This is a genomic window from Streptomyces sp. SLBN-8D4 (assembly GCF_049739545.1).
GTDB lineage: Bacteria > Actinomycetota > Actinomycetes > Streptomycetales > Streptomycetaceae > Streptomyces > Streptomyces canus_C.
In genome coordinates this window covers 5,788,906-5,807,830 of sequence record NZ_JBMGQC010000001.1, presented here as the reverse complement: position 1 = coordinate 5,807,830, position 18,925 = coordinate 5,788,906, and the positions used below count along the sequence as shown (strand labels likewise).

Annotated in this window: 20 protein-coding genes and 1 pseudogene; 11 read left to right on the top strand and 10 right to left on the bottom strand. The window is 71.5% G+C overall.

The features are described 5' to 3' along the window. Nucleotides 1–59 precede the first annotated feature (59 nt). Entirely contained in the window at nt 60–416 is a 357-nt protein-coding gene (locus RKD20_RS26475) for a GrpB family protein (protein WP_424879892.1), read from the top strand. Here RKD20_RS26475 and RKD20_RS26470 read toward each other — a convergent pair. Continuing rightward, nucleotides 370–930 (bottom strand): acyl-CoA thioesterase, encoded by a 561-nt coding sequence (locus tag RKD20_RS26470; protein WP_424879891.1) that lies wholly within the window; start codon nt 928–930, stop codon nt 370–372. The two genes, RKD20_RS26475 and RKD20_RS26470, sit on opposite strands and share 47 nt — an antisense overlap. Nucleotides 931–1,047: 117 nt before the next feature. Between RKD20_RS26470 and RKD20_RS26465 the strand changes: the two genes are divergently transcribed. After that, nucleotides 1,048–2,367: an LCP family protein gene (locus tag RKD20_RS26465; protein ID WP_424879890.1), complete on the top strand. Its 1,320-nt coding sequence runs from the start codon at nt 1,048–1,050 to the stop codon at nt 2,365–2,367. 3 nt (nt 2,368–2,370) lie between these two features. On the opposite strand, the gene RKD20_RS26460 is transcribed toward RKD20_RS26465, so the two are convergent. The 3 genes from RKD20_RS26460 to RKD20_RS26450 form a co-directional block, all read right to left on the bottom strand. After that, nucleotides 2,371–3,192: a class I SAM-dependent methyltransferase gene (locus RKD20_RS26460; RefSeq protein ID WP_424879889.1), complete on the bottom strand. Its 822-nt coding sequence runs from the start codon at nt 3,190–3,192 to the stop codon at nt 2,371–2,373. Nucleotides 3,193–3,265: 73 nt separating this feature from the next. Beyond that, a complete protein-coding gene (locus RKD20_RS26455) occupies nt 3,266–3,634 on the bottom strand; it encodes a four-helix bundle copper-binding protein (protein WP_424879888.1) in 369 nt (122 codons plus the stop codon). Between the two features lie 177 nt (nt 3,635–3,811). Then, the gene (locus tag RKD20_RS26450) at nt 3,812–4,969 is read right to left on the bottom strand and encodes an acyl-CoA dehydrogenase family protein (RefSeq protein WP_424879887.1); all 1,158 of its coding nucleotides are present in this window, start codon (nt 4,967–4,969) and stop codon (nt 3,812–3,814) included. 178 nt (nt 4,970–5,147) lie between these two features. On the opposite strand from RKD20_RS26450, the pseudogene RKD20_RS26445 reads away from it, so the two are divergent. From RKD20_RS26445 to RKD20_RS26420, 6 genes and pseudogenes are all read left to right on the top strand, one after another. Next, a pseudogene (locus tag RKD20_RS26445) lies at nt 5,148–6,492 on the top strand (UDP-glucose dehydrogenase family protein). A 408-nt stretch (nt 6,493–6,900) separates the two neighbouring features. Then, nucleotides 6,901–7,548: a hypothetical protein gene (locus RKD20_RS26440; protein ID WP_424879886.1), complete on the top strand. Its 648-nt coding sequence runs from the start codon at nt 6,901–6,903 to the stop codon at nt 7,546–7,548. Further along, nucleotides 7,545–8,867 carry a copper resistance CopC/CopD family protein gene (locus tag RKD20_RS26435; RefSeq protein ID WP_424879885.1) on the top strand — a complete coding sequence of 441 codons (1,323 nt, stop codon included), beginning with the start codon at nt 7,545–7,547 and terminating at the stop codon, nt 8,865–8,867. The genes RKD20_RS26440 and RKD20_RS26435 overlap by 4 nt, the downstream gene beginning before the upstream one ends. Before the next feature lie 27 nt (nt 8,868–8,894). Continuing rightward, nucleotides 8,895–9,890, top strand: coding sequence for a cupredoxin domain-containing protein (locus RKD20_RS26430; RefSeq protein WP_424879884.1), 996 nt, complete (start codon nt 8,895–8,897; stop codon nt 9,888–9,890). 109 nt (nt 9,891–9,999) lie between these two features. Further along, nucleotides 10,000–10,458, top strand: a complete 459-nt coding sequence (locus tag RKD20_RS26425) for a hypothetical protein (RefSeq protein ID WP_424879883.1) — start codon at nt 10,000–10,002, stop codon at nt 10,456–10,458. Next, nucleotides 10,455–11,123, top strand: coding sequence for a plastocyanin/azurin family copper-binding protein (locus RKD20_RS26420; protein ID WP_424879882.1), 669 nt, complete (start codon nt 10,455–10,457; stop codon nt 11,121–11,123). The genes RKD20_RS26425 and RKD20_RS26420 overlap by 4 nt, the downstream gene beginning before the upstream one ends. A gap of 9 nt (nt 11,124–11,132) precedes the next feature. Here the strand turns inward: RKD20_RS26420 and RKD20_RS26415 are convergent, their stop codons facing one another. Beyond that, nucleotides 11,133–11,636, bottom strand: coding sequence for a CGNR zinc finger domain-containing protein (locus RKD20_RS26415; protein WP_424879881.1), 504 nt, complete (start codon nt 11,634–11,636; stop codon nt 11,133–11,135). A gap of 116 nt (nt 11,637–11,752) precedes the next feature. On the opposite strand from RKD20_RS26415, the gene RKD20_RS26410 reads away from it, so the two are divergent. Together RKD20_RS26410 and RKD20_RS26405 are read left to right on the top strand one after the other, a co-directional pair. Beyond that, nucleotides 11,753–12,112, top strand: coding sequence for a VOC family protein (locus RKD20_RS26410; RefSeq protein ID WP_424879880.1), 360 nt, complete (start codon nt 11,753–11,755; stop codon nt 12,110–12,112). A gap of 28 nt (nt 12,113–12,140) precedes the next feature. Then, nucleotides 12,141–12,524, top strand: coding sequence for a VOC family protein (locus RKD20_RS26405; protein ID WP_031044079.1), 384 nt, complete (start codon nt 12,141–12,143; stop codon nt 12,522–12,524). Nucleotides 12,525–12,611: 87 nt separating this feature from the next. Here RKD20_RS26405 and RKD20_RS26400 read toward each other — a convergent pair whose 3' ends face one another. The 4 genes from RKD20_RS26400 to RKD20_RS26385 all read right to left on the bottom strand — a co-directional run bounded on the left by RKD20_RS26400 (nt 12,612) and on the right by RKD20_RS26385 (nt 16,771). Then, entirely contained in the window at nt 12,612–13,724 is a 1,113-nt protein-coding gene (locus RKD20_RS26400; protein WP_424879879.1) for a dipeptidase, read from the bottom strand. Between the two features lie 151 nt (nt 13,725–13,875). Then, complete coding sequence (locus RKD20_RS26395; protein WP_424879878.1) at nt 13,876–15,063, bottom strand: dipeptidase; 1,188 nt, start codon at nt 15,061–15,063, stop codon at nt 13,876–13,878. Further along, the gene (purE, locus tag RKD20_RS26390; protein WP_037900329.1) at nt 15,060–15,557 is read right to left on the bottom strand and encodes a 5-(carboxyamino)imidazole ribonucleotide mutase; all 498 of its coding nucleotides are present in this window, start codon (nt 15,555–15,557) and stop codon (nt 15,060–15,062) included. The genes RKD20_RS26395 and purE overlap by 4 nt, the downstream gene beginning before the upstream one ends. A gap of 20 nt (nt 15,558–15,577) precedes the next feature. Next, the gene (locus tag RKD20_RS26385) at nt 15,578–16,771 is read right to left on the bottom strand and encodes a 5-(carboxyamino)imidazole ribonucleotide synthase (protein WP_424879877.1); all 1,194 of its coding nucleotides are present in this window, start codon (nt 16,769–16,771) and stop codon (nt 15,578–15,580) included. A 178-nt stretch (nt 16,772–16,949) separates the two neighbouring features. Between RKD20_RS26385 and RKD20_RS26380 the strand changes: the two genes are divergently transcribed. Then, complete coding sequence (locus RKD20_RS26380; protein ID WP_424879876.1) at nt 16,950–17,462, top strand: GtrA family protein; 513 nt, start codon at nt 16,950–16,952, stop codon at nt 17,460–17,462. Between the two features lie 165 nt (nt 17,463–17,627). Here the strand turns inward: RKD20_RS26380 and RKD20_RS26375 are convergent, their stop codons facing one another. After that, entirely contained in the window at nt 17,628–18,902 is a 1,275-nt protein-coding gene (locus RKD20_RS26375; RefSeq protein ID WP_424879875.1) for an ATP-binding protein, read from the bottom strand. Nucleotides 18,903–18,925 lie beyond the last annotated feature (23 nt).

Here is an 18,925-nt window from a genome sequence, read left to right as displayed (position 1 = left end):
AGGTGCACGCAGGGAGAACCGGGTGACGCCGGTCACCCGGCCGACACAGGATGGCGGCTGTGACCGCCGCCCTCCGCATCGCCGACTACGACCCCGACTGGCCCCGGCAGGCCGCCGCCGCGATCGACGCCCTCCGCTCGGCGGCGCCCGGACTGTTCCTGGAGATCGAGCGCATCGGGTCCACCGCCGTGCCGGGACTCGCGGCGAAGCCCGTCATCGACCTGATGGCCGCCGTCCGTGACCTCTCTCGCACACCGGCCCACGACGCCCCGCTGGCCGGTCTCGGCTTCCGCCCGCACCCACATCCTGCACGTCGTGACACGGGACAGTTGGCCAGGCCGGAATCAGCGGAAGAAGGAGTGAGCGGGCTCAGTCCTCGAAGCCCTCGGCCGCCCGCTTCTCGCGCAGTTCCATGATCGCCCGGCGCCGCGCGAGGCGGTGCGTGCGGCGGATCTGGGCCTCCTGGTAGCGGCGCTCGTCCCGTTCCGTCTCCGGGAGCACCGGAGGGACCCGGCGGGGCTTGCCGTCGGCGTCGACCGCGGCGAAGACGAGGTAGGCGGAACCGACCTGGGTGGCGGGCGTGGACTCGTTCCAGCGCTCGGCGAGGACCCGCACACCGACCTCCATCGAGGTCCGGCCGGTCCAGTTGACCTGCGCCTTCACATGGACGAGGTCACCCACCCGGACCGGCTCCAGGAACGCCATCTCGTCCATGGAGGCGGTCACCGCGGGCCCGCCGCTGTGCCGTCCGGCCACCGCGCCCGCCGCGTCGTCGACCAGCTTCATGATCACGCCACCGTGCACCGTCCCGAGAAGGTTGGTGTCGGCCTGGGTCATGATGTGGCTCAGCGTGGTGCGGGACGCCGAGGTGGGCTTGCCCGGGATCTCCGCGGTCCCCGGATCGGCGGCGGTGGTGGCCTGGTCTGTCATGGCCCCCACCCTATGCCGATGACAATTCGGGAATTTGTGTCAGCTTCGCAACAGCGCTGCCCTGATTTTCCGACGACCCTTGTAAAGGGCACAGCCGGTACCTGCACACTGGGCCCCATGAACGATTGGCCCGAGGGATGGTCCGGCGACGACCGCGACCGGTACGGACGCGGCAGCGCGAGCGCACAGCCCGAGAGCGCCCGCGTCATGCGGCAGGTCCGCCGTGGACAGGGGGCGCCCGGGCAGGGGGCGTACGGACAGGGGGCCTACGGCCGCCAGGGTCCGTCCGCGCCGCCGTACGGTAACGGAGTGCCGCAGCAGCCGTCGTACGTCGACGGCCAGGGCTACGGCGGTGACTACGACAGCGGCTACAACACCGGCCAGGTCTACGGCAGCCCCGGCGGCGGTGGCTACGACGGCCCCGGCGACCCGGGCGGCGGCCGGGGTCCGCGCCCTGCGCCGAACTGGCGCAAGCGGATCAAGTGGACCGCGATCGTCGTGATCACCGGGCTGATCGTGACGACCGTCTCCACCTACTTCTGGGCCGACTCCAAGCTCAACCGCGAGGTCGACCTGTCCAAGGTCATCGACCGGCCGGACCAGGGCGACGGCACCAACTACCTGATCGTCGGCTCCGACAGCCGCGCCGGCCTCTCCTCGGAGCAGAAGAAGCAGCTGCACACCGGCTCCGCCGAGGGCAAGCGCACCGACTCGATGATGATCCTGCACACCGGCAGCAACGGCGACACGCTGATCTCGCTGCCGCGCGACTCGGACGTGGAGATCCCGAGCTTCGTCGGCTCCGAGTCCGGCAAGACCTACAAGGGCACGGGCCGGCACGTGAAGCTAAACGCCGCGTACGCCGAGGACGGGCCCGAGCTGCTGGTGCGGACCGTCGAGTTCAACACCGGGCTGCGCATCGACCACTACGTCGAGATCGGCTTCGCCGGCTTCGCGAGCATCGTGGACGCGGTCGGCGGGGTCGAGATCGACATCGACAAGGGGTTCAAGGACAAGTACTCCGGCGCCGACTTCAAGGCGGGCAAGCAGGAGCTGAACGGCGACCAGGCGCTCGCCTTCGTCCGCACCCGGCACGCGTTCGCCGCGTCCGACCTGCAGCGCACCAAGAACCAGCAGAAGTTCCTCGCGGCGCTCGCCCATCAGGTGGCCACCCCGGGCACGGTCCTGAACCCCTTCAAGCTCTACCCGACGCTCGGCGCCGGCCTGGACTCGCTCATCGTCGACAAGGACATGGGCCTGTACGACCTGGGGTCCATGTTCTTCGCGATGAAGGGCGTCAACGGCGGCGACGGCACCTCGCTGAACATGCCGATCTCCGGGTCCACCGGAGGCAACCTCGTCTGGGACAAGACGAAGGTGAAGCAGCTGGTGCAGGAGCTGAACAACGACGAGAAGGTCACGGTCTCGGGCAACTGAGCCCTACGACCGCCGGGCCGAACCGAGCAGCGCGATGTGCGGAAGGGCCAACTGCCCTTCCGCCACCGCGTGTTCGGCGCTCAGCCGGTCGTACTCCCGGCGGATCCGTACGACGGTTGCCGGGTCCTGCGAGGTGACGACCAGCCCGACGGTGGCCACCCCTCCCGCCGCGCCGCTCCACCACTCCTCGACACCGGCCCGGTGGTCCCAGGCGAGTTCGGCCGCCTCGGACGCGATGAACCCGGCCCCGCCGAGCAGTTCGGCGAGGCCGTCCGCCGTACGCGCCCAGTCCTCCGCCGGGTCCAACCGCGGGAGATACGGCGGCGGTACGGCCCCGCCCGCCTCGCAGGCCCGGCCCAGCAGGTCCTGTCCCGCGCCGCGCCGCACGCTCCACGTCGTGAGGGCGATCCGGCCGCCGGGGCGCAGCAGGCGGTGGAGTTCGGCGAGGGCGGTGCGGGGGCGGCCGACGTGGTTGAGCACGAAGTTGCCGACGACGGCATCGAACTCGCCGTCACGGTAAGGGAGTTCAGGCAGCACACCGGTGCGCGCGTCGAGCCCGCGGGCCCGCGCCGCCGCCACCATCCCGGCATCGGCGTCCACGGCACTCACCCGGGCGCCGCGCGCCTGGGCCGCCGCGGCCGCCGTACCGGTGCCGGTTCCGACATCGAGGACGCGCGTCCCCGCCCCGACTCCGGCCGCGTCCAGCAAGGCCTCCACAGGATGGGCGCACAGCCGCGCGAAACTGCCGGCGTAGGCCTCGGCGCGGCCCTTCCACATCGCGCGCTCGGCGGCGTCGAAGGCCTCCGTCCCGTTCGTGCGTGTCATGGGCCCCAGCCTGCCCCACCCGTGGCCGAAGGCGCCTCGGCGGGTGCCCCCGGCCACGCTCGGGCGGGGAGCGTCACATCGCCATGCCCGCCATCGCCCGACAGGTCTCCGCACAGCGCAACAGGCGACACGCCTGCGCGCAGCGCATCATCTGGGGATCGTCCGGCATGGACATACACGCCTCGGCACACATCTCGCACGCCCTGGCGCACATCGCGCACATCTCCGCCGACAGCGGCGAGCGGCGCATCATCATGTCCGCGCACATGCGGGTCATGTCGGCGCAGTCGATGAGCGCGCGCATGATCTGCATCTGGGCCTGGCCGCCCCTCTGCATACAGGAGCTCATGGTCTCCTCGCACACGCTGTGGCACTCCATGCATGCCGCCACGCAGTCCTGCATCTCCTTGCTCATCGCGGACATGCTCTCGGCCTGGGTCATGGCTCCTCCTGGGGGACGTGGGAGCCCGGGCGGGCCCCGTGCCCTTCCGTCCTACGCCCCTCCCCTGCCGGGCGCCATCGGGCGGACGCGAACAATACGCCCCGAAATGTCTCACCCTCGGTACGACAAAAGCCCCCGGAACGCCTCCGGGGGCTCGGTCGCGCCGGTCGGGCCGACCTACGGCAGGTTGCGCGCCATGACAATCCGCTGCACCTGGTTCGTTCCTTCGTATATTTGGGTGATCTTGGCATCGCGCATCATGCGCTCCACCGGGTAGTCGCGGGTGTAGCCGTACCCGCCCAGCAGCTGGACCGCGTCCGTCGTGACCTCCATGGCCACGTCCGAGGCGAAGCACTTGGCGGCGGCGCCCTGGAAGGTGAGGTCCTTGTCGAGGCGCTCCGAGGCGGCCGCGGCCTGGTAGGTCAGGGCGCGGGCGGCGGAGATCTTCATGGCCATGTCGGCGAGCATGAACTGGATGCCCTGGAAGTCGGCGATGGCCTTGCCGAACTGCTTGCGCTCCTGGACGTAGCCCTTGGCGTAGTCGAGGGCGCCCTGGGCGACACCGAGGGCCTGGGCGGCGATGGTGATGCGGGTGTGGTCCAGGGTCTTCATCGCCGTGGCGAAGCCGGTGCCCTCGTCGCCGATCATGCGGTCGGCCGGGATGCGGACGTTGTCCAGGTAGACCTCGCGTGTGGGCGAGCCCTTGATGCCGAGCTTCTTCTCGGGGGCGCCGAAGGAGACGCCCTCGTCGGACTTCTCGACGACGAAGGCGGAGATGCCCTTCGAGCGCTTCGAGGGGTCCGTCACGGCCATCACCGTGTAGTACTCGGACTCGCCGGCGTTGGTGATCCAGCGCTTCACGCCGTTGAGGACCCAGTAATCGCCGTCGCGGACCGCCTTGGTCTTCATGCCGGCCGCGTCGGAACCGGCGTCCGGCTCGGAGAGGGCGTACGAGAACATCGCGTCACCCTTGGCGAGCGGGGTCATGTACTTCTTCTTCAGCTCGTCCGAGCCGGAGAGGATCACCGGGAGCGAGCCCAGCTTGTTCACCGCGGGAATCAGGGACGAGGACACGCAGACGCGCGCGACCTCCTCGATGACGATCACCGTGGCCAGCGCGTCGGCGCCCGCGCCGCCGTACTCCTCGGGGACGTGCACGGCATGCAGGTCGTTGGCCACCAGCGCGTCCAGCGCCTCGCGCGGGAAGCGGGCCTCCTCGTCGACCGCTGCGGCGTAGGGCGCGATCTTCGCCTCCGCCAGCGAGCGGATGGCGTCCCGGAGCATGTCGTGCTCCTCGGACGGGCGGTACAGGTCGAAGTCAGCCGTTCCGGCCAAGGTCTCTCACGCTCCAAGGACGCTGTGATGCCTGTGCTAATTACCGTTAAGTAACTCAAATTTTAGGGCCCGGCCCACGGGACGGATACGTGAGCTTGGCGACAGCGGGAAAACTGCCCGTCGCACCCTCCGACTATGCTCGGGCGCGCACTGGCCCGTCCCCCTTTCTGGAGTCTCCATGGCCCTCAAGATCACCGTGATCGGCACCGGCTACCTCGGCGCCACCCACGCCGCGGCCATGGCCGAGCTCGGTTTCGAGGTGCTGGGGCTCGACGTGGTGCCCGAGAAGATCGAGATACTCCAGCGCGGCCAGGTCCCGATGTACGAGCCGGGCCTGGAGGAGCTGCTGCGCAAGCATGTCGCCGGGATCGAGGGCTCCACCGGCCGGCTGCGCTTCACCATGGACTGGGAAGAGGCCGGCGCCTTCGGTGACGTGCACTTCGTCTGCGTGAACACTCCGCAGCGGCACGGCGAGTACGCCTGCGACATGTCGTACGTCGACTCGGCGTTCGCCTCCCTCGCCCCGCACCTGACCCGTCCGGCGCTCGTCGTCGGCAAGTCGACGGTGCCCGTGGGCTCCGCCGACCGGCTGGCCCGCTATCTGGCCGACCACTCCCCCGCGGGCGCCGACGCCGAGCTGGCCTGGAACCCGGAGTTCCTGCGCGAGGGCTTCGCCGTGGACGACACGCTGCACCCGGACCGGATCGTCGTCGGCGTGCGCAGCGAGCGCGCGGAGAAGCTGCTGCGCGAGGTGTACGCGACGCCGCTCGGCGAGGGCACGCCGTTCGTGGTGACGGACTTCCCGACCGCCGAGCTGGTGAAGACCTCCGCGAACTCCTTCCTGGCCCACGAAGATCTCCTTCATCAACGCGATGGCGGAGGTCTGCGAGGCCGCCGACGGCGATGTCGCCAAGCTGGCCGAGGCCATCGGGTACGACGACCGGATCGGGAAGAAGTTCCTGCGGGCCGGGATCGGCTTCGGCGGCGGCTGTCTGCCCAAGGACATCCGTGCCTTCATGGCCCGTGCGGGTGAGCTCGGCGCGGACCAGGCGCTGACCTTCCTGCGCGAGATCGACTCGATCAACATGCGCCAGCGCGGCCAGATGGTGGAGCTGGCCCGGCAGATACTGGGCGGCGGGTCGTTCCTCGGCAAGCGGGTCGCGGTGCTCGGCGCCACCTTCAAGCCCGACTCGGACGACGTCCGCGACTCGCCCGCGCTGAACGTCGCCGGGCAGATACACCTCCAGGGCGGCCAGGTGACGGTCTACGACCCGAAGGGCATGGACAACGCCCGCCGCCTGTTCCCCACCCTCGGCTACGCCGACACCGCCGTGGACGCGGTCCGGGGCGCCGACGTCGTACTCCACCTCACGGAGTGGCGCGAGTTCCGCGAACTGGACCCGGCCGCCCTCGGCGAGGTCGCGGCGGCGAAGGTCGTCCTCGACGGCCGCAACGCCCTCGACCCGGTGCTGTGGCGGAAGGCGGGCTGGACGTACCGGGCGATGGGGCGGCCGACGGCCTGAGCGGAGACAGGGACGGCGGGGGCGGGCTCTCGCGGGGCACCGGCGGCCGCATGACGGAGGCTCAGGGCAGCCGTTCGGCCGCGCCCAGGGCGACGAGCGCGCGCATCACGTCTCAGTACAGGGACCGGACCCGCCAGGCGGTGGCCGTCCGCAGGGGTGTCGCTGTCGTCCTCGCCGTCCCGTCCCGGCCCTGGCATATGCCGCCTCCCCGGAATCGACAACACGAGTTCGATTTGCATTCGAGTACGGCGGTGAATTGACCGTTCTCACAGACCACGCCCCCATAGAGGAGAGGTAGGCAACGATCGGTTAACCGGTGCGTAGCCAAGCGGAATCCGCCCTCCACTCCACTGTTCGTCATCGCCGGACTCTTCGGCCGGATTGATACGAGCATGTCAGGAGTGAGTCATGCCCCTGTTTCGCGGGGTGGAGTGGCCGCGTGATCATCGCGACGAGCTGGTCGCCGGGGCGCTCGTCGCCGCGGTGGTGATCGTGCTGGGGTACGCCTCGGGCATCGGTGCCCCCGCCGCCTCCGGGGCGGCCGAGGCCGCACTTCCCCCGGCCTCGCCGCCCGCGGCCACGGCACCGGAGGCGACCGCACCGGGTGCCGGTCAAGTCCCCGCCGACTCCGGCGAGTTGCCGGCCTACGGCGGGGCCGGCTCTGACCTCGGACACGGCGGGACCGGGTCGGACATCGGATACGGCGATGCCGGAAGCGCCGTGACCGGTACCGGCCCCGTCGACGGGAGCGGCGGGCAAGGCGGCGGCGGTCACACCGGGCACGAGAGCTCGCCGCCCGCGGGCACGCCGACCCCCGCTCCCACTCCCACCCCGTCCCCCTCGGCCACCTGCCGGGACGGCGAGGTCACCCTCGTGCAACCGCTGCTCGTCGGCCTCACCGAGCCTGTCCTCGGTCTCCTGGGCGGTGCGACCGCGTCCCCCTCGCCGACGCCCTCTCCCTCGCCCTGCGTCGGCCTCGCCCCCGTCTCCGGCCTGCTCGGCGGGGCCCTCGCCGGCTCCCCCTCCGCCTCCCCACGGCCGGAGGCGACGCCATGAGGCCACTGCTCGTCCTCGCCGCTCTCCTCTGCGCCCTCCTCGGCGCCGCCCAACCCGCCTCCGCGCACACCGAGTTGGTGAGCTCCTCCCCCAAGGACGGGGCCACGCCCGCGAAGGCTCCCGACCACCTCACCCTCACCTTCGACGAGGCCGTCGACCTGGCCGACGTACGGGTGCTGACGGTGGACGGGGACCGGCTGCCGGTGGCCCGTCCGCCGAAGGGAACGGCGAAGGGAACAGCGAAGAACAACGTCGTGCGGGTCGCGCTCGGCAGCCCTGCGGACGGGAAGTTCGCGGTGGTGTGGTCCGTGGTGGACGAGGAGGACGGACACGCCTCCTCCGGGCGGATCGCCTTCGCCGTCGGGGCGGCCCCCGCCAGGACCGGCGGCGACGAGGCCCGGGCCGCCGCTCCCGCACCGTCCCCCTCGGTGCGCAAGGGCCTCGTCGCCGTCCGCTGGGCCGGATACCTCGCGCTCGCCCTGTTCGTCGGCGGGCTCGCGTTCGTCGCGCTGCTGTGGCCGGGCGGGGCCTACGAGCCGCGGGCCCGGGCGCTGCTCGGGCTGGCCTGGACGGGCGGACTGCTGGCGACCGTGGCGGCCGTGGGACTGCAAGGCGCGTACGCCTCCCTCGGCGGCCTGCGGGACGCCCTGCGCCCGGCGGCCTACGCGGACGTCCTGGCCACCGAACCCGGTGTCGTGCTCGCCGCACGCGGCCTGATGTGGGTGCTCGCGGCCGTGGTGCTCGCCGCGCTGCTCCAGGGCGCCGCGCGCTCGCCAGGCTGGCGGGTGGGCGCGCTCGCGGTGGCGTTCGGGCTGCTGCGCACGACCGGCATGACGGGCCACAACTCCGAGGGCAGTGAGCCCACTTGGGGCGCGGTCGCCGACTTCGTGCACCTTCTCGGGGCCGCGCTGTGGATCGGTGGGCTCGCCATGCTCGCGCTGGCGGTGCTGCCGCGCCGGCGGCCCGCGGAGCTGGCCGAGGTGGTGCCGGGCTACGCGCGGCTCGCGGCGCTGAGCGTCACGGGCATCGTCGGCGCCGGGCTGGTGCTCGCGTGGCAGGTGGTGGGGTCGTTCGACGGCCTTCTGCACACCTCCTACGGGCATCTGCTGCTCGTCAAGACAGCCGTCCTCGGGTGCGTCCTGGCCGCCGCGTACGCGAGCCGTCAGTGGGTGCGCACCCGTCTCGATCTCGCCGTGCTGCTGCGCGGCGACGCCGCCACCGTGCGGCCCTTCGGTTACTCGGTCGCGGCCGAGACGGGGCTGGTCCTCGTCGTGCTCGCCGTGACGAGTCTGCTGGTCACGGCCGATCCCGGCCGCTGAACACCCGCAAAAGCAAAAGGAGTTGCAGTGAGAAGCAAAGACGAGACCGGTGGCCGGCGAAGCAAGTCGCCGACCGGGAACCGGTCCCTGCTGTTCGCCGGCCTCGGCGCGGCCCTGGCCGCCGTGCTCAGTCTCGGGCTGCTGAGCGCGGCCACGGGTTCCACGGCGGCCTCGCAGCAGGCCGCGGGCGCGGCTCAGGCGCCCGCTGCCGCCGCTGCCGCCATGAAGGCCGCCGCCACCCCCGACTACCAAGTCGACATCACGGGTTACAAGTTCGGCGACGGCAAGCAGCTCGTGGTCGAGGTGGGCCAGACGGTCCGGTGGACCAACCACGACAGCGCGCCGCACACGGTGACCACGACCAAGGCCCCGGTGGCCTTCGACTCGGGGACGCTGCAGAAGGGCGACTCGTGGTCGTACACCTTCAGCAAGGTCGGCACCTACGAGTACTACTGCGCGGTGCACCCGGACATGGTGTCGTCCGTGAAGGTGGTGGCGGCGTCCGGCGGTGGCGGCGGCACCACCCCCATGCCGACGCCGACCCCGACGGCACCCACGGCGACGCCGACGACGGGCCCCACGGCCACGCCGACGGCGACCCCCACGTCGACCGGCATGCCGATGCCGACCTCGACGCCGACGGGCACGCCCCCCAGCGGTGGCGGCGAGCAGTGCACGAGCATCCGCAATGAGCTCCTGCCGATCCTCCAGCACCTCTACGCGGCCCACCTGGAGGAGTCGCCCGGCCAGCAGGTGCAGGACGCACTGTCGCTGGACTCGTACATCAAGATGCACACGGTGTGGATCGAGAGCATCCTCAAGCCGGCCGTCAACGACGGCGGCACGGTGCTCGACAGCACGCTGAGCGTGCTGCTGGCCCACATCAACTCCGCGCACCTGGAGGAGTCGCTCGGACAGCAGGTCACCGATCTGCTGAACCCCGACGCCTACGTGAAGATGCACACCGTCTGGGCCGAGCACCTGCTCGCTCCCACCACGGACTTCCTCACCACCAGCTGCTGACACATGGGTGGACGCCGTTCCGGCCGGGGCTCAGCCGGCCGGAACGGCGTCCACGGCCATTCTCCACACCCCCACCACATTTCGGGAACCGCTTTCCAAGGAGTTCGGGATGACAACCGTCACCCTGCCCACCGTTCCTCCGCCCCGCCGGCTCACCGTGGCCCCCGGCCGCTCGCTCGCCGAACTCACCGCCTGGTACGGGCCTTTGCCGGTACGGCGGCGGCGGATACCCCTCGCCGGAGCGTCGCTGGAGACGTCCCCGGACGCCCCTCACCCCGCGTTCCGTTTCGCGTTCGACCACGGCGAGCTGCGGGCCGTGCTCACCTCCGAGCGGGTCGAGGACCTGCCCGGCGACCGCCTCCAGCTCACCGCCGACCTCGTCCTCGACGAGGTCGCCTTCCCCGTCCTCCTGCGGATGCGGGTGCTCGACCGCGCCGAGGACCGGATGCTCGTCGTGGGCACGGCCCGGCTGTCCTACCGGCTGCTGCGCCGGGCCACCGGATTCCGGCTGCCGTGGCGGCTGCCGGCCACGCGTCTTCGGCTGCTCGTCGCGGCGGAGTTCGCATGAGGGGGCTGCTGCGGGCCGCGGCGGCGCTCGCCCTCCTCGCCGTGTGGCTGCTGCCGTCGGGACAGGCGTCGGCGGCGGGCTACTCGGTGGCCATGAAGGGGTACGCCTTCTCGCCGGCGTCCTTGAGCGTGCCCGCCGGTTCCACGGTGACGTGGACCAACTACGACACGGCCCCGCACGACGTGAAGACCACCTCCGGCCCGCTCTCGATCCACTCCCCCATGCTGAACAAGGGCCAGAGCTGGAGCTTCACCTTCGCCACGGCCGGTTCCTACGGCTACGTCTGCACGGTCCACCCGGACATGACGGCGGGGATCACGGTCCGGGCGGCTCCGGCACCGGCTCCGGCCAGGACCTCGGCGGCACCGGGAGAGCACACGCACACGACACCGGCCCGGACCCCGTCGCACACCGCGCACTCGGCACCGGCGATGACGATGCCGTCCGCGTCGCCGTCGCCCACCGCATCCGAGGCGGCCGTACCGCAGACAGCGCAGCAGGCGGCACCCCGGGTGACACAGCAGCCCGTGACCCAGACGGCAGCCTCGACGGGCCGCCCCCTGGACCCCCTGCTGCTCCTGGCCGGCCTGGTGGCCGGGGTGGCGGTCCTGTGCCTCCTGCTGGTCGGCTCAAGGACGTCCCAGGCGCAGAGGGAGGAATCCTGACGACACCGCTCACCCCTTGGCCCGGTAGCGCCGCATCTTCGCCCGCGCCCCGCACACCTGCATAGAGCACCACCGCCCCCGCCCCGCCGGACTCCGGTCGTAGTACGCCCAGTGGCAGTCCACGGCCTCACAGGCCTTCAGACGGATCCACGTCCCCGCCACCAGCGACTCGGCGACGGCGGCGGCGACGCGGGAGAGCAGGGTCCGGGCGTCGGCGGGGGCGAGGGCGGCCGAGCCGTCCACCGCGGCCACGGTCAGGAACAGGGGCGCCGCCGCCAGCAACTCGCCCAGCGGTGTCACCGCCCGGTGCGGCGGATGCCCGGCGTGCGCCAGCAGAGCGACCCGCAGCGACTCCCGCAGCTCACGCGCCTGCGCCAGCTCCCCCTCGGTGATCCCGAACCGCGCCCGGCCCTCGGCCGTGTCCAGCGAATCGGCGCCCGACTCCAGGTCCACCGTGTTGACCAGGGACTCGACCAGGGCCAGCCCCCCGGGCGCGGGCGATCGCTCACTCATGGCTGCACGCTACCTAGCTAGGGAATTCCCTTGCGACGTTACCTCCGATGCGGGAGCATGCGGTAACCGTTACTGGTTACCCGCCTCTACGGGTAACCCCGCTTCAAGGAGGAAGCATGGCCGTCGCCGCACTCGGAGCCGTCGTACTGGACTGTCCGGACCCCGCCGCGCTCGCCGGTTTCTACGCCGGTGTCCTCGGCGGCACCGTCGAGGGCGAGGGGGACTGGGTCGACCTGAAGACCCCTGACGGACCGGCGCTCGCCTTCCAGGCCGCCCCCGGTTTCGTACCGCCGAAGTGGCCCGCCCCCGACGCCTCGCAGCAGTTCCACCTGGACCTGAGCGTCCCGGACCTGGACGCGGCCGAGAAGGAGGTGCTGGCGCTCGGGGCGAAGCCGCTGGACACCTCGGACCGCTCCCGCACCTTCCGTGTGTACGCGGACCCGGCGGGGCACCCGTTCTGCCTCTGCGCCTGCTGAACCGCCCGTCGAACCAGGAGGACCTCTCGTGACTGTCGCACGTTTCCGTTCCGTCGTGATCGACTGCCCCGACCCCCGTGCGCTCGCCCGTTTCTACGCCGGGATCGTGGGCGGCACGCCGGAGGACGACGACCCGGACTGGGTGGTCCTGCGCGTCCCCGCCGGTCCCCGGCTGGCCTTCCAGAGCGCCCCGGGGCTCACCCCGCCGGAGTGGCCGCGGGCGGACCGCAACTCCCAGCAGTTCCACCTCGACTTCGACGGCGGGACCACGTGGGAGGAGATCGACGCGGCCGAGGCCAAGGTGCTGGAGCTGGGCGCGCGGCTGCTGCACGCCGAGGACAAGGAGGACTTCCGGGTCTACGCGGACCCGGCGGGCCACCCCTTCTGCCTGTGCCGGATCGACCCGGTGTAGCGCCGGCCGTCGGCCGGCCACCGGCTCCGACGTGACGCCCGTGCCGGACCGGTCCGCACCGCGCCGCCGGTCGGTGGTGGGGCCCGGCTATCCGTCGAGGTCGGCGATCTTCGCCGTGGACGGCTCGCGCCGCTGCTGCGCCGCCTGTGCGGTGAAGTCGGACTCGCGCAGCATCCGCTGGACATTGCCCCAGGTCAGCAGCGCGAGGTCGGCCTCGTCCCAGCCCCGGCGCAGCAGCTCGGCGACGAGGTGCGGGTAGCAGGAGGCGTCGCCCAGCTCCTGCGGGTGCGCGGTGCCGGCGTCGTAGGTGCCGGACAGGCCCACGCTCTCGGCGCCCGCGACCGCGCGCACATGGTCGAGGTGGTCGGCGACGTCCCGGACCGTCGGGCCGGTCTGCTCGGCGGTCAGCGGCACCATGCACAGGCCGCCCGCGGCGCCCAGCTCGGCGAGCAGGTCGTCGGGGAGGTTGGCCGGGTGGGGCCGCAGGGCGCGCGCGGCGGAGCGGCTGAAGAGCACCGGCGCCTTGGAGGCGGCCAGGGTGCGCCGGACGGTGGCGTCGGAGGCGCCGGAGAGGTCGGCGAGGACTCCGAGCCGGTTCATCTCGCGCAGCACCTCCTCGCCGAACCGGGTGAGCCCCGCCGCGCTCGCCCAGGACACCCCGGTCAGGGTGAGGGCGCGCAGTCCGAGGGCGTGCAGGGAGCGCAGGATGCCGAGCGAGTCACCGAGGGCGGCGGCGCCCGCGGGGCCGAGCAGGACGGCGGCACGGCCGCAGTTGCGGGCGTCGGTGGCCTGTCCGGCGGTGCGGGCCAGGCGCAGGCCCTCGGGATGGTTGCGTACGACGGTCTTCACCAGGTCGAGCTGTTCCAGGGTGGCGCCGACGGCACGGTCCCCGTCGAGCCCCTCGGGCAGGTGCAGCGACCACATCAGAGCGCCCACGTGCCCCTCCCTGAGCCTCGGCACATCCGTGTCCACCGCGCTCTCACCGACCTCCAGGTCGAACCAGGGCAGGTGCCGCAGGGCCCACGGCAGCCCGCTGTAACCGTCGGCGACCGGGTGCTCGGCGAGGATGGCACGGGCGCGCTCCAGCAGCTCGGCGTCCGGGTCGGAGCCGGGCGCGCACAGCTCCGGCGCGGCCCCGAAGAGCTGGGGCAGCTCTTCCACGTCGGCCGGGGGATGCAGTTCGTCCTGGAGGTCTGCCATGACGGGCTCCGTACGTCGTGATCTTTCTGATCGCCGTACGGTCACCGTCCCACGGAGCGCGGGGGGCTTCCTGGTGGGCGGGGCGTTCGGGGGTACGACGGTCTGGGTGCCGTGCGCCGCCCCGACCACCAGGTCGAAGATGCCCCGGCGGTCAGCCGTCGAGCTCGGAGAGGGTCGCGTTGGACGGCCCCCGCGTCGACCGGAGCTCCCGGGCCACGTCCTCCGCCGCACCCAGCACCCGTACCGCGTTCTGCCAGGTCAGCTTGGCGAGGTCGGGGCGGGACCAGCCGCGGTCCAGGAGTTCGGCGATGAGGTTCGGGTAGCCGGAGACGTCGCTGAGGCCGTCCGGGGTGAAGGCTGTGCCGTCGTAGTCGCCGCCGATGCCGATGTGGTCCACGCCGGCCACCTCGCGCATGTGGTCCAGATGGTCCGCGACCGTCGAGACCGTGGCGACCGGGCGCGGAGTGCGCTCCTCGAAGGCGCGGTGCACCTTCATCGCCTCCGGGGTGGTCGCGAGGTGGTGGAAGCCGTGCTCACGCATGTTCTCGTCGGCGGCGGCCGTCCAGTCGACGGCTGCCTGGAGGACGAACTTCGGCACGAAGGTCACCATCGCCATGCCCCCGTTGGACGGCAGACGCTCCAGGACGTCGTCCGGGACGTTGCGCGGGTGGTCGCACACCGCCCGCGCGGAGGAGTGGGAGAAGATCACCGGCGCCTCGCTCGCGTCCAGCGCGTCCCGCATGGTCGTCGCCGCCACGTGCGAGAGGTCCACGAGCATGCCCTCGCGGTTCATCTCCCGGACCACCGCGCGGCCGAAGGCCGACAGGCCCCCCACGCCCGGTTCGTCGGTCGCCGAGTCCGCCCAGTCCACGTTGTCGTTGTGGGTGAGGGTCATGTAGCGCACGCCGAGCGCGTACAACGCACGGAGCGTGGCGAGGGAGTTGGCGATGGAGTGGCCGCCCTCGGCGCCCATGAGCGAGGCGATACGGCCTTCCGCGCGCGCCGCCTCCATGTCCGCGGCGGTGAGCGCGGCCCGCAGCTGTGCCGGGTACCGCGCGATCAACTGCCGTACGCAGTCGATCTGTTCCAGCGTGGCCGGCACCGCGTCGGGCAGGTCCGAGCGGACGTACACCGACCAGTACTGCGCGCCGACGCCGCCGGCCCGCAGCCGGGCGAGGTCGGTGTGCAGGTGTGCCGACTGGTCGGTGGCGATGTCCCGGGCGTCGAGGTCGTAGCGGACCTGTTCGCGCAGTGCCCAGGGCAGGTCGTTGTGGCCGTCGACGACCGGGAACTCGCGCAGGAGTTCCCGGGCCGTCTCCAGCGGGTCCACGGCGGTCACTTGCCGAAGCCGAAACCGTTGGAGCCCTCGACCTTGGACCGCAGACGCTTGCCCTTCTCGGTGGCCTGGTCGTTCAGCTCCTGCTGGAACTCCCGCATCCGGCCGAGGAGTTCCTCGTCGTGCGCGGCGAGGATGCGGGCCGCGAGCAGGCCGGCGTTGCGGGCGCCGCCGACGGAGACGGTCGCGACGGGGACGCCGGCCGGCATCTGCACGATCGACAGCAGCGAGTCCATGCCGTCGAGGTACTTCAGCGGGACCGGGACCCCGATCACCGGGAGGGGGGTGACGGAGGCGAGCATGCCCGGGAGGTGGGCGGCTCCTCCGGCCCCCGCGATGATCGCCTTCAGGCCCCGCTCGGCCGCCTGCTCGCCGTACGCGATCATCTCGCGCGGCATGCGGTGCGCGGAGACGACGTCGACCTCGTACTCGATCTCGAACTCGTCGAGGGCCTGGGCGGCGGCCTCCATGACGGGCCAGTCGCTGTCCGACCCCATGACGATGCCTACAACGGGGCTCATTCGGTGATCGTGCCTCTCAGGTAGCCGGCAGCGTGACGTGCGCGTTCGAGAACGTCGTCCAGGTCGTCGCCGTAGGTGTTGACGTGGCCCACCTTGCGGCCGGGCTTCACGTCCTTGCCGTACATGTGGATCTTCAGCTTGGGGTCGCGGGCCATGCAGTGCAGGTACGCGGAGTACATGTCGGGGAAGTCGCCGCCGAGGACGTTGACCATGACGGTCCACTTCGCGCGGGGGCGCGGGTCGCCGAGCGGGAGGTCGAGGACGGCCCGGACGTGGTTGGCGAACTGCGAGGTGATCGCGCCGTCCTGGGTCCAGTGGCCGGAGTTGTGCGGGCGCATCGCGAGTTCGTTGACGAGGATGCGGCCGTCGCGGGTCTGGAACAGCTCGACGGCGAGGTGGCCGACGACGTCCAGTTCCTTGGCGATGTTCAGGGCCAGCTCCTCGGCCCTGAGGGCCAGGGACTCGTCCAGGTCGGGGGCCGGGGCGATCACCGTGTCGCAGACGCCGTTGACCTGCTGGGACTCGACGACCGGGTAGGCGACGGCCTGGCCGTGCGGCGACCGTACGACGTTGGCGGCGAGCTCTCGGACGTAGTCGACCTTCTCCTCGGCGAGGACGGGGACGCCGGCCCGGAAGGGGTCGGCGGCCTCCTCGGCGGAGTCCACCACCCACACGCCCTTGCCGTCGTAGCCGCCGCGGACGGTCTTGAGGACGACGGGGAAGCCGCCCGCCCGTCGCCCACCACCGCCCTCGCCGGAGGGCACTTCGTGCCCGCCCCTTTCGAGCTCCGCCGCGAAGGCCGCCACGTCCTCGGGATCGCTGACGATCCGGTGCCGTGGGCACGGGACGCCGATCGCGTCGAGCCGCGCGCGCATCACGCCCTTGTCCTGGGCGTGCACGAGCGCGTCGGGGCCGGGGCGGACGGGGATGCCGTCCGCCTCCAGGGCTCTGAGGTGCTCGGTGGGTACGTGTTCGTGATCGAAGGTGATCACATCGCACCCGCGCGCGAACTCGCGCAGCGTGTCGAGGTCGCGATAGTCGCCGATGACGACATCGCTCACCACTTGCGCCGCGGAATCCTGAGGGGTGTCACTGAGAAGCTTGAACCTGATGCCGAGCGGGATGCCTGCTTCGTGTGTCATACGCGCGAGCTGGCCCCCGCCGACCATGCCGACTACCGGGAACGTCACGACCCCAGGGTATCGGTCGAGCCACGGCGGCCGAATTCCGCGCCTCTCACCGGTCCTCTTACCAGGTTGTTTCCCTGTGTGTGAGTTCCTCCACAGGAAACTGGCGAGGGGGGTGGTTAGCATGGCTGAGTTGACGAAATCACTCGACTGACCGACCCGACTGGGGGACTGTACAACCATGGGACATGGTTCCTCAGGGTTGCGAAGGATCGTTCGCGAGGTCGCCAAATTCGGTGCGGTGGGCGGAGCGGGGCTCCTCGTCAACCTTGTCGTCTTCAACGTCGTCCGGCATCTCACCGACCTTCCGGTGGTCCGGGCGAGCGTGGTGGCCACGGTCGTGTCGATCGTCTTCAACTACATAGGGTTCCGTTACTTCACGTACCGCGACCGCGACAAGAGCGGCCGTACGAAGGAACTGACCCTGTTCCTGCTGTTCAGCGTGGTCGGCCTGGTCATCGAGAACGGCATCCTCTATGCCGCGACCTACGGCTTCGGCTGGGACAGCCCGCTCCAGAGCAACATCTTCAAGTTCGTCGGCATCGGCATCGCGACCCTGTTCCGCTTCTGGTCCTACCGCAGCTGGGTCTTCAAGGCCCTCCCCGCCCGCGAGGCGGTGGCGAGCGCGGAGTCCTTCCTGGAGGAGGCGGAGCAGGGTGCGGCCAGAAAACGACCGCGCCAGCGAGTCCTCTGACGCCAGCCGCTGGGGGCGGGCTCGGGGAACGGCTCGCAAGGGCCCCCACCGGACCCGCACAGGCCGCCGCAGGCATGTCAGGGGCGCGGGGAACTGCGCAAAAACGCCCACCCCCACCCACCGGCACCCGAAAAACCACCCCCGCACCCGCTCAAGCCGCGCAGCTCACCGCACCGTCGGCTCGTCCTCGTCCAGCACCGACGACCTGAGCGGGGTGCGGGAGAGGAACAGGCCGAAGACCGGGGGCTGGGCCTGGAGCATTTCCAGGCGGCCGCCGTCGGCCTCGGCCAGGTCCCGGGCCACCGCGAGGCCGATGCCCGTGGAGTTGCGGCCGCTGATCGTGCGCTCGAAGATGCGCGCGCCGAGGTCGGCGGGGACGCCGGGGCCCTCGTCGGTGACCTCGATGACGGCCTGGTTGCCGGTGACGCGGGTGCGCAGGGCCACCGTGCCGCCGCCGTGCATGAGGGAGTTCTCGATCAGCGCGGCCAGCACCTGGGCCACCGCGCCCGGCGTGCCGACAGCCGTGAGATGCCGTTTGCCCGAGCTCACGATCGCCCGGCCGGCACTGCGGTACGCGGGCCGCCACTCGGCTAGCTGCTGCTGGATGACCTCGTCGAGGTCGAAGGTGACCGCGTTGCCGGCGCGGGGGTCACGGGAGTTCGTCAGCAGCCGCTCGACCACGTCCGTCAGCCGCTCCACCTGGGTCAGCGCGACGTTCGCCTCCTCCTTCACCGTGTCCAGATCGTCGGTGAGGGTGATCTCCTCCAGGCGCATGGACAGGGCGGTGAGGGGTGTACGGAGCTGATGGGAGGCGTCTGCGGCCAGGCGCCGTTCCGCCGTCAGCATGCGGGCGATGCGCTCGGCCGAGGAGTCCAGCACGTCGGCGACCCGGTCCAGCTCCGGGACGCCGTACCGCTTGTGCCGGGGCCGCGGGTCGCCCGAACCGAGACGTTCCGCGGTCTCGGCGAGGTCGGTCAGGGGCGAGGCCAGCTTGTTGGCCTGGCGGATCGCCAGCAGCACCGCGGCGATCACCGCGAGCAGCGCCACCAGGCCGATGATCAGGAGCGTACGGCCGACCTCCCTGGTCACCGAGGAGCGCGGCTCCTGCACGGTGACCGTCTCGCCCTCCTCGCCCCGCTCCGTAGCGCTGATGACCTGCCCCGACGGCTTGGAGCCGACCTCGATCGAGTCCTTCCCGGGGATCCGGATCACGGCGTACCGTTCCTGCGCGACCTGCTCGCGCAGGATCTCCGCGTTCACGTCCTCCGCGGCGAACAGCCGGCTGTCCACGATCCCGGCCAGCCGGATCGCCTCGGAGTCGACCCGCTCCTGGGCACTGTTGCTGATGGTGCGGGTCTCGACGATGACGAGAGATACGCCGAAGACGGCGATCACCACGAGCACCACGGCGAGCGTGGACTGGATCAGTCGACGGCGCATGTCCTCTTACCTGCCAGGCGGAC